This window comes from Streptomyces sp. NBC_00376 (assembly GCF_036077095.1).
Lineage (GTDB): Bacteria > Actinomycetota > Actinomycetes > Streptomycetales > Streptomycetaceae > Streptomyces.
Genome location: NZ_CP107960.1, coordinates 7,359,858 through 7,367,786, shown reverse-complemented (window position 1 = coordinate 7,367,786; position 7,929 = coordinate 7,359,858). Strand labels below are relative to the sequence as shown.

Here is a 7,929-nt window from a genome sequence, read left to right as displayed (position 1 = left end):
ACCGCCCGTGCCCGATCACATCCGCGAGGCCGCACGGGAGGCACCGGACCACTGGATCGGCGTCGTCGATCCCGCATGGACGGACGATGCCGCCCCGCCGCCCTGGGCAGTGGCCGGGGAGTGGCGGTCCGGGCTCGACGGCGAGGTCGTGGAGTGGCAGCCCAACGACGACTACCGCCCGTCCCCGCTCGCCCTGGGCTGGCCCGAACCGACCGATCCGGTCGATGCCGCCGTTCAGCTGGCCGTCACCGGGTACGGCCCGCTGAGCGATGCCGTCGAGGCACTGGCAGCCGCGGAGGCGGCGGTGCTCCGGGCGCCGGACGGAGGCCCGTTGACCGTCGCCGACGCCGACGGTTCACCCGCGATCCCGCTCTTCACCGCCGTGCCCCATCAGCCGTTCGAGGGCGCCCTGGCGCACGACACGGTCGCCGTCGCCGATCTGGTGCGCGGCCTCCCCACGGACCAGGTCCGCCTCTCGGTCAACCCGGCGGGCCCGGCACGCATCCTGCTGGACGCGCGCCAGGTGCTCGACGCCGTCCGGCCCGCCGTCTCCACGCCTGCCACCGTCTCCACCGAATCGTCCCACTCACTCCCCACCAGTCCCGTCACCCAGAGGACCTCATGACCACGTCCAGGAACGAAGAAACCGCGGCCGCCTCCGAGCCGGAGGCCCACGCCACCTCGGAGGCCGCCACGGGCGAGACCTCGGTACGGGCCGCTCGCGCGGCGTCCGCCGGGGGCGGTAGCACGGCAGGGGCCGCAGAGCCGTCCACCGCTCCGGGAGAGTCAGCCGGTCAGGCACCGAAGAAGCCCGGCGAGGCGTCCGCCGAGACCTCCGAAGCGGCGGCAGAACCGGGGCGGAAGCACGAACAGGAGGAGGAGACGGCAAACGGGGCACCGACCACCACCGCCACCGCTGCCGAAGGCGGGACCGCGACCGCCGAGGCGGATGCGGAGTCCGATGCGGAGGCGGAAGCCACCGCGACCATGACCGCCACCACCACTGCTGACGCTCCCGAGAGGACGGGTCGCCCGAACAAGGCGGTCCTGGCGGGCGCCGCCATCGCCGGTGTCCTGCTGGTGGCGGTCCCCTTCCTGGTACATGCCGGTGGAGGCAACGACGGCAAGCGTTCGGCAGGCGGCGGCGAGGCCCCCGGGACCCTGCTGGGTTCCGGCAAGGGAGACATACCCGGCGCATTCGCGTCGGCAGCGCCCTCGCCACGTAAGCCCAACGGCAAGGGGGCGTCCGGTGGCAAGGACGGCGAGAACACCGACGGCGGCGACCCCTCCCCCGACGGCGCTCACGGCTCCACTCCGCTCAACGAGGGCGGCGGCTCCACCGGCGGGACCACCGCGGGCGGCGACAGCTCCACGCGGAAGTCCGGTGGCGGCACGAAGACCACGGCCGGGAAGACCACCACGGACAAGAAGGGCACCGGCACGGGCAGCGCGGCCGGCGGCGCGGCGGGCGGTTCGGGCGGCACCACGGAGAAGGCCGCCCCGCAGTCGACCGTGGTGTACACCGGCGTCGCCGGTCCTGGCTGCCCCACTCCGGCCGGTGGCGGTTACCAGCAGGACGGCTATTTCTCCGAAGGCAGCGCCGGCTGGTACACCCGCCCGTCCGGCGGCTGGTCGGGCAACGGCTGCAACGGCCGCTACGTCTCCGTCCCCATGTCGGGGGACACCGGTGTCGACGCGAAGAGCCGCGTCAAGTGGTGGTGGAAGCCCGGCACCGGGGCACGCACCTGCCAGATCTCGGTGTACATCCCGAACATCAGCAACTCGCTGTACGTGGGCGGGCACCCCACCAAGTACCACGTGCTGGTGAACGCCAACGACCGTACGAGCATGTACAGCAGCTTCACGATCAACCAGGTCGCCCACCGCGGCCAGTGGGTGGACGCGGGCACCTTCGCGCTCAAGGGCTCCACGATCGGGGTGAAGCTGCTCGACCGTGGCGACGACTGGTCGAAGGGATGGGAGAAGGCGCATCACGCCGCCGCCCAGATAAGGGCGACCTGCCGCTCCTGACGATCTGCCGCTCCTGGTGATCTACCGCTTCGGGCCGGCCCCCGCCGGGGGCCGGCCCGCCGTGATCAACAATGACGGATGTTGCATGATCATGCGATGCGGTGCATAATCTTGCCATGTCCAAAGTCCTCACCTCCCTCCCCACCGGCGAGCGCGTCGGCATCGCCTTCTCCGGCGGGCTCGACACCTCCGTAGCCGTCGCCTGGATGCGCGACAAGGGCGCCGTCCCCTGCACGTACACCGCCGACATCGGCCAGTACGACGAGCCCGACATCGCGTCCGTGCCCGGCCGTGCCTCCGCGTACGGCGCCGAGATCACCCGGCTCGTCGACTGCCGTGCCGCGCTGGTCGAGGAAGGGCTTGCGGCGCTCTCCTGCGGTGCGTTCCACATCAGGTCGGGCGGCCGCCCGTACTTCAACACCACGCCGCTGGGGCGCGCCGTGACCGGCACGCTGCTGGTACGGGCCATGCTCGAGGACGGGGTGCAGATCTGGGGCGACGGCTCCACGTTCAAGGGCAACGACATCGAGCGGTTCTACCGCTACGGCCTGCTCGCCAACCCCCACCTGCGGATCTACAAGCCCTGGCTGGACGCGGACTTCGTCACGGAGCTGGGCGGCCGCAAGGAGATGTCCGAGTGGCTGCTCGCACACGGGCTGCCGTACCGGGACTCGACGGAGAAGGCGTACTCCACGGACGCCAACATCTGGGGCGCCACGCACGAGGCCAAGACCCTGGAGCACCTCGACACCGGCGTCGAGACGGTCGAGCCGATCATGGGTGTGCGGTTCTGGGACCCGTCGGTGGAGATCGCCACCGAGGACGTCACGGTCGGCTTCGACCAGGGCCGCCCGGTGACCATCAACGGCAAGGAATTCGCCTCCCCGGTCGACCTCGTCATGGAGGCCAACGCGATCGGCGGCCGCCACGGTCTCGGCATGTCCGACCAGATCGAGAACCGGATCATCGAGGCCAAGAGCCGCGGCATCTACGAGGCCCCCGGCATGGCGCTGCTGCACATCGCCTACGAGCGCCTGGTCAACGCGATCCACAACGAGGACACCCTGGCCGCGTACCACAACGAGGGCCGTCGCCTCGGCCGGCTGATGTACGAGGGCCGCTGGCTGGACCCGCAGGCGCTGATGATCCGCGAGTCGCTCCAGCGCTGGGTCGGCGCGGCCGTCACCGGCGAGGTGACGGTGCGGCTGCGGCGCGGCGAGGACTACTCGGTCCTCGACACCACGGGCCCGGCGTTCAGCTACCACCCGGACAAGCTCTCGATGGAGCGGACCGAGGACTCGGCGTTCGGCCCGGTGGACCGGATCGGCCAGCTCACCATGCGGAACCTGGACATCGCCGACTCCCGTGCCCGGCTCGAGCAGTACGCGGGCCTGGGCCTGGTCGGCAGCGGCCACCCGACGCCGATCGGCGCCGCACAGGCCGCCTCGACCGGTCTGATCGGCGCCATGGACCAGGGCGGCGCCCAGGCGATCGCCTCCCGCGGCGAGGCCACGGACGAGGAGACGATGCTGGACCGCGCCGCGATGGAGTCCGGCACGGACTGACACCGGACCCCGGCCACCGGCCGTACGCATCCGGTCAGCGGGCCCCGGCGGATTTTCTTCCGCCGGGGCCCGTCGGCGTACGGGGAACGGGCACATGCCCCCGATGCCATGTCCCGGCAGGACGGGCGCGGCTTCCACGTCACCGATGGTTCACCCACCGCTGATGAGGTGATCCACGTCGGTGCTCCCCGCCGGCCGGATCAAGGAGATTCCATGCCCAGTCAGCGCCTTTCCCGCAGTCACCTGATGGCCACCGGTGCGGTCGTCGTCGCCACCGCCACCGCCGCGGTCGCCCTCACGGCGACGGCCGGTGCGTCCGGCACGAAGGAACACGCGAAGGACGCCATCAAGGACGGCAAGGCGAAGAACGTCATCCTGCTCATCGGTGACGGCATGGGCGACTCGGAGATCACCCTCGCCCGCGACTACACGGTGGGTGCGGCCGGCCGCCTCGACATGGACAAGTTCCCGCTGACCGGCGCGTACACGACCTACGCCGTGCACGCGGACGGAACTCCCGACTACGTCACCGACTCCGCGGCCAGCGGCACCGGCTGGGCGACCGGCGTGAAGACCGTCAACGGCCGGATCTCCAAGACTCCGGGCACCGACAAGGCCGTACCGACCATTCTGGAACTGGCGCAGAAGGGCGGGTACGCGACCGGCTCGGTGACCACCGCCGAGCTGACCGACGCCACCCCGGCCGTCCTCGCCTCGCACGCCACCGACCGCTCCTGCCAGGGCCCCGCCGACATGGCCAAGTGCCCCACCGACACGATCGCCAAGGGCGGCCCCGGCTCCATCGCCGAGCAGAGCGTGAACCACAAGGTCGACGTCCTCCTCGGCGGCGGCAAGCAGCGCTTCGACCAGAAGGTGACCGAGGGCCGGTACAAGGGCCTGACCGTCACCGAGCAGGCCCGGAAGCTGGGCTACCAGGTCGTCACCGACAACGCCTCCCTGAAGGCGGTCAAGGGCGGCAAGCCGGTGCTCGGCCTCTTCGCGCCCGGCAACGTTCCCACCGAGTGGACCGGCAAGCCCGCCGCGGTCGGCGGGACCGACCCGCAGCGTTGCGTCACCTCCAACCCGAACCGCCCCGCCGGCACCCCCGAGCTCGCCGACCAGACCGCCAAGGCCATCCAGCTCCTGGAGGCGAAGCAGAAGCGCGACCACGGCAAGAAGGGCTTCTTCCTCCAGGTCGAGGGCGCGTCGATCGACAAGCAGGACCACGCGGCCGACCCCTGCGGCCAGATCGGCGAGACCGCCGCGTTCGACCGCGCGGTGAAGACGGCGCGCGCGTACGCCGCCAAGCACCCCGACACCCTCGTCGTCACCACCGCCGACCACGGCCACAGCAGCCAGATCGTGCCCCTGGAGGCCCAGCCGCCCGGCCTGACCTCCACGCTGGTCACCGACGAGGGCCAGCAGATCAAGGTCAACTACTCGACCAACACGCCCGGCCAGTCGCAGGAGCACACCGGTACCGAGGTCCGGATCGCGGCCCAGGGCCCGCAGGCCTACCGGGTCCTGGGCGTCACCGACCAGACCGACCTGTTCACCACCCTCCGCGAGGCGCTCCGGGTGCGCTGAGTCACCCGGGAAGCCGTCCCGCGGCCAGGACGGCCGGGAACGCTGCCGTCAGGTGGTCGAGGCGGCCGTGGCGTCGCACATGCTCACAGCAGGCCGAACGACCTCAGGACGCGACGCTGACTCGGCGCCGGCTTTGCAGGCCAGTACAGGTAGCAGACCCCGCCCGTACCACTCCTGACCTTGCCGTTCGCGTCGTAGCGCTTGGTGCGGAGCCAGATGTTCTCCAAATGGGAGGGCGCCGCTTACCACGCGGTGCCCTCCTGCACAAACATGCAGGTCACAGGCTCGGACCGCGTGAGACGAATCGAGCGCGAACGCGCTGGTGCTGACCTGGTGCTGACTTCCGCTGGCGTCCGTTCCGGTCCGTTCGGGTGCGTCGTGCTGGATCGGTGCTGACTCCGGGCCCCTCGTCACCCGGCAGGCCCCCGCCCGCTTGGTGCGGCCGCCTTTCCCCACTACCGTCCTCGCGAGCAGCTGAAGCAAGCGTAGAGGAATTGTTTGTGAGTGAGCCGATGTGGGACGTCAAGGCGCTTGCCGCCTATCTCGGGAAGCCCACTTCTTGGGTGTACGACAACCATCTCAAGGAGGAACTGCCGAGCTTTCGCGTAGGCCAACAGCTTCGGTTCTCTCCGGCGGAGGTCCGGAAATGGCTGGACGAGCGATGCCGAATGGTCGCATGACCGTCAGCACGAGAAGATGGCGCGGGCGGGACCGCGGTGAACACCTCAAATTCTGATTAAAAGAGGTTCTGACAGCGCGTTCGTACCTTTCAGCGCTGTCAGAACCTTGCCTGCATACGCGGCAGAAAATCCCTGGAACCTCCCCTGCAATGGCGGGCCCGTTCCTCCGATCACAGCAGCATGGAGTCCGACCGACTACAAAGGCAGGAACGGACTGGGATTTCCGTGCCAAGAGATACGCAATGCGTCACGAGCTCGCGTGGTGGCGACGAAGAGTTGGCTGCGGCTCTTCTTGATCTCGCGCTCGTACCGGTTGGGGTCGGTGTTCTCGTACTGCTCGACGAGGGCTGTGCGCGGAAGGATCCCGTCACTCGCGCCGATAATCGCGAGCTTCTGGTATTCGAGCCCCTTGAACCGGTGCATCGTGCCGATGTGAACCTCGCCGCTGCCCTGCGGGCCGTCCTTGGTGAGGGTGGCTATGGTGATGCCGTGCTTCATTTCCAGGTCGGTGGCGACGCGGCCGGCCATCTCGCCGTCGGCCATGGTGCCGCTCGGGTCGCGCACCGTACCGTCCGCGGCGGGCTGGGCAATGTCATCGCGCCACTGCTTGAGAGTTTCGGCGAGCTGGGCGATCTCGTCGGTCCAGTCGGCGCAGGCGACGTACTCGGGGGTGGGGCCGTGCAGCAGGGAGTGGTAGCCATTGAGGGTGTCGGTGCCGTCGTCGAGGTCGTCATAGGTGGCCCCTCGGACGACCTTGGCGGCCTGGTCGAGGATCTCCTGGGTGGTGCGGTAGCTGAGCGTCAGCTTCGAGGCGCGGCCGCGGATGTGGACGCCGACGGTGGAGAGGGTGACCTGCCGGTCATAGATCCGCTGGTGGGTGTCGCTGGCGATGAAGAGGTCGCCCTCACCAGACGCGACCATGGCACGCAGCATCTTCCAGTGGGCGGGGCTGAGGTCCTGGGCGTCGTCGACGACGATGTGCTGGTAGCGATGGCGCAGGTAGCGCATCGCTGAGCTGTTGTCGTCGAGGTGGACCAGGTCTCCGCCGCCGATGTCCGCCTTGCGCTCGGCACGGATCTTGATCTTGTGGGCGCGTTCCATCTCGTAGCGGGCCGCCCGTTCGGCAGCCTGCGCCCAGGTCTCCCGGCCCAGGCCGTTGAGGCGCAGGGTGAACTGGTCGAGCAGCTTCCAGATGGCGGCACGTTCAGGGCGGGCCAGGGCACGTCCCATGCCGGCGCGACGGGCCTTGAAGTAGTCCTGGCGGGTCGCGAGGGACTGACCGAGGACGATCTGTTCCCATTCATCGAAGAGGAACTCGGCGCCCCAGCGCTGCTCGTCGTGCTCGAAGAGAACTTCGCGCAGTACGTCCAGGGCCTGGTCGTCGGCAATCAGGCTGCGCTGCGAGCCGGGCGCAGCGTTCTCCGCGAGGACGCTCTGCGCGAGCTGGTCGATGTGCTTGATGTCGACGCGGCCGAGCAGTGCCGGGTCCATGAGTGAGGCGAGTCGGGAGCGCAGGTCGGCCGTGAGGTTCTTGGTGTACGTGGTCAGCAGGATCGGCTTGTTGTGGCCGGGTGGCAGAGCTGCAGCGAGGCGGGCCACACGATGCAGGGCAACGATGGTCTTGCCGGTTCCGGGGCCGCCGCTGACGCGGGCGGGGCCGCCGTAGTTCCGCTCGACGATCTTGCGCTGAGTGGGGTGGAGGTAGACCTTCCAGGCACGGAAATCGCCCTCGGCGAGGACGTTGCGGATGTCGTCGTCGACCGTGGTGACCGCGGTGCGGATGAGGGCCGCCGCCATGTCGTCCTCGAAGCCCGGCTTGAGTTCGGTGGAGGCGGGCTGGGTGATCTCACGCTCGACCTCGTCCACGGACATGCCAGAGCCGAGGCCGGTGAGGACCTCGGCGGTCAGACGCGGGGCACCGGCAATGAGGTGGTCGAGTTCCTCGTCGGTCGTGACGGTGAGGGCGACGCCGATGAGCACGTCGGCGACGCCGAGCCGGCTCAGGTCTTCGGGGGTACAGCCAGCGAGGAGCGGTTCTGCGGGGACGACCGGTTCCGGCATCGTGA

Annotated in this window: 6 protein-coding genes and 1 pseudogene; 5 read left to right on the top strand and 2 right to left on the bottom strand. The window is 69.7% G+C overall.

Going from position 1 to position 7,929, the window contains the following annotated elements:
- Nucleotides 1-7: 7 nt before the first annotated feature.
- The 4 genes from OG842_RS33245 to OG842_RS33230 all read left to right on the top strand — a co-directional run bounded on the left by OG842_RS33245 (nt 8) and on the right by OG842_RS33230 (nt 5,183).
- Complete coding sequence (locus tag OG842_RS33245) at nt 8-625, top strand: type VII secretion system-associated protein (protein ID WP_266735621.1); 618 nt, start codon at nt 8-10, stop codon at nt 623-625.
- Complete coding sequence (locus tag OG842_RS33240; protein ID WP_266735623.1) at nt 622-2,031, top strand: hypothetical protein; 1,410 nt, start codon at nt 622-624, stop codon at nt 2,029-2,031. The genes OG842_RS33245 and OG842_RS33240 overlap by 4 nt, the downstream gene beginning before the upstream one ends.
- A gap of 116 nt (nt 2,032-2,147) precedes the next feature.
- On the top strand, nt 2,148-3,596 hold the full coding sequence (gene argG / locus OG842_RS33235) for an argininosuccinate synthase (protein ID WP_266735625.1): 1,449 nt from the start codon (nt 2,148-2,150) through the stop codon (nt 3,594-3,596).
- 213 nt (nt 3,597-3,809) lie between these two features.
- Nucleotides 3,810-5,183, top strand: a complete 1,374-nt coding sequence (locus OG842_RS33230; RefSeq protein ID WP_266735626.1) for an alkaline phosphatase — start codon at nt 3,810-3,812, stop codon at nt 5,181-5,183.
- A gap of 83 nt (nt 5,184-5,266) precedes the next feature.
- Here the strand turns inward: OG842_RS33230 and OG842_RS33225 are convergent.
- Nucleotides 5,267-5,407: pseudogene (locus OG842_RS33225) on the bottom strand (peptidase C39 family protein); the annotation flags it as partial.
- A gap of 288 nt (nt 5,408-5,695) precedes the next feature.
- On the opposite strand from OG842_RS33225, the gene OG842_RS33220 reads away from it, so the two are divergent.
- The gene (locus OG842_RS33220) at nt 5,696-5,863 is read left to right on the top strand and encodes a helix-turn-helix domain-containing protein (protein WP_266737302.1); all 168 of its coding nucleotides are present in this window, start codon (nt 5,696-5,698) and stop codon (nt 5,861-5,863) included.
- Nucleotides 5,864-6,058: 195 nt separating this feature from the next.
- Here the strand turns inward: OG842_RS33220 and OG842_RS33215 are convergent, their stop codons facing one another.
- Nucleotides 6,059-7,924: a UvrD-helicase domain-containing protein gene (locus tag OG842_RS33215; RefSeq protein ID WP_266735628.1), complete on the bottom strand. Its 1,866-nt coding sequence runs from the start codon at nt 7,922-7,924 to the stop codon at nt 6,059-6,061.
- Nucleotides 7,925-7,929: the final 5 nt, after the last annotated feature.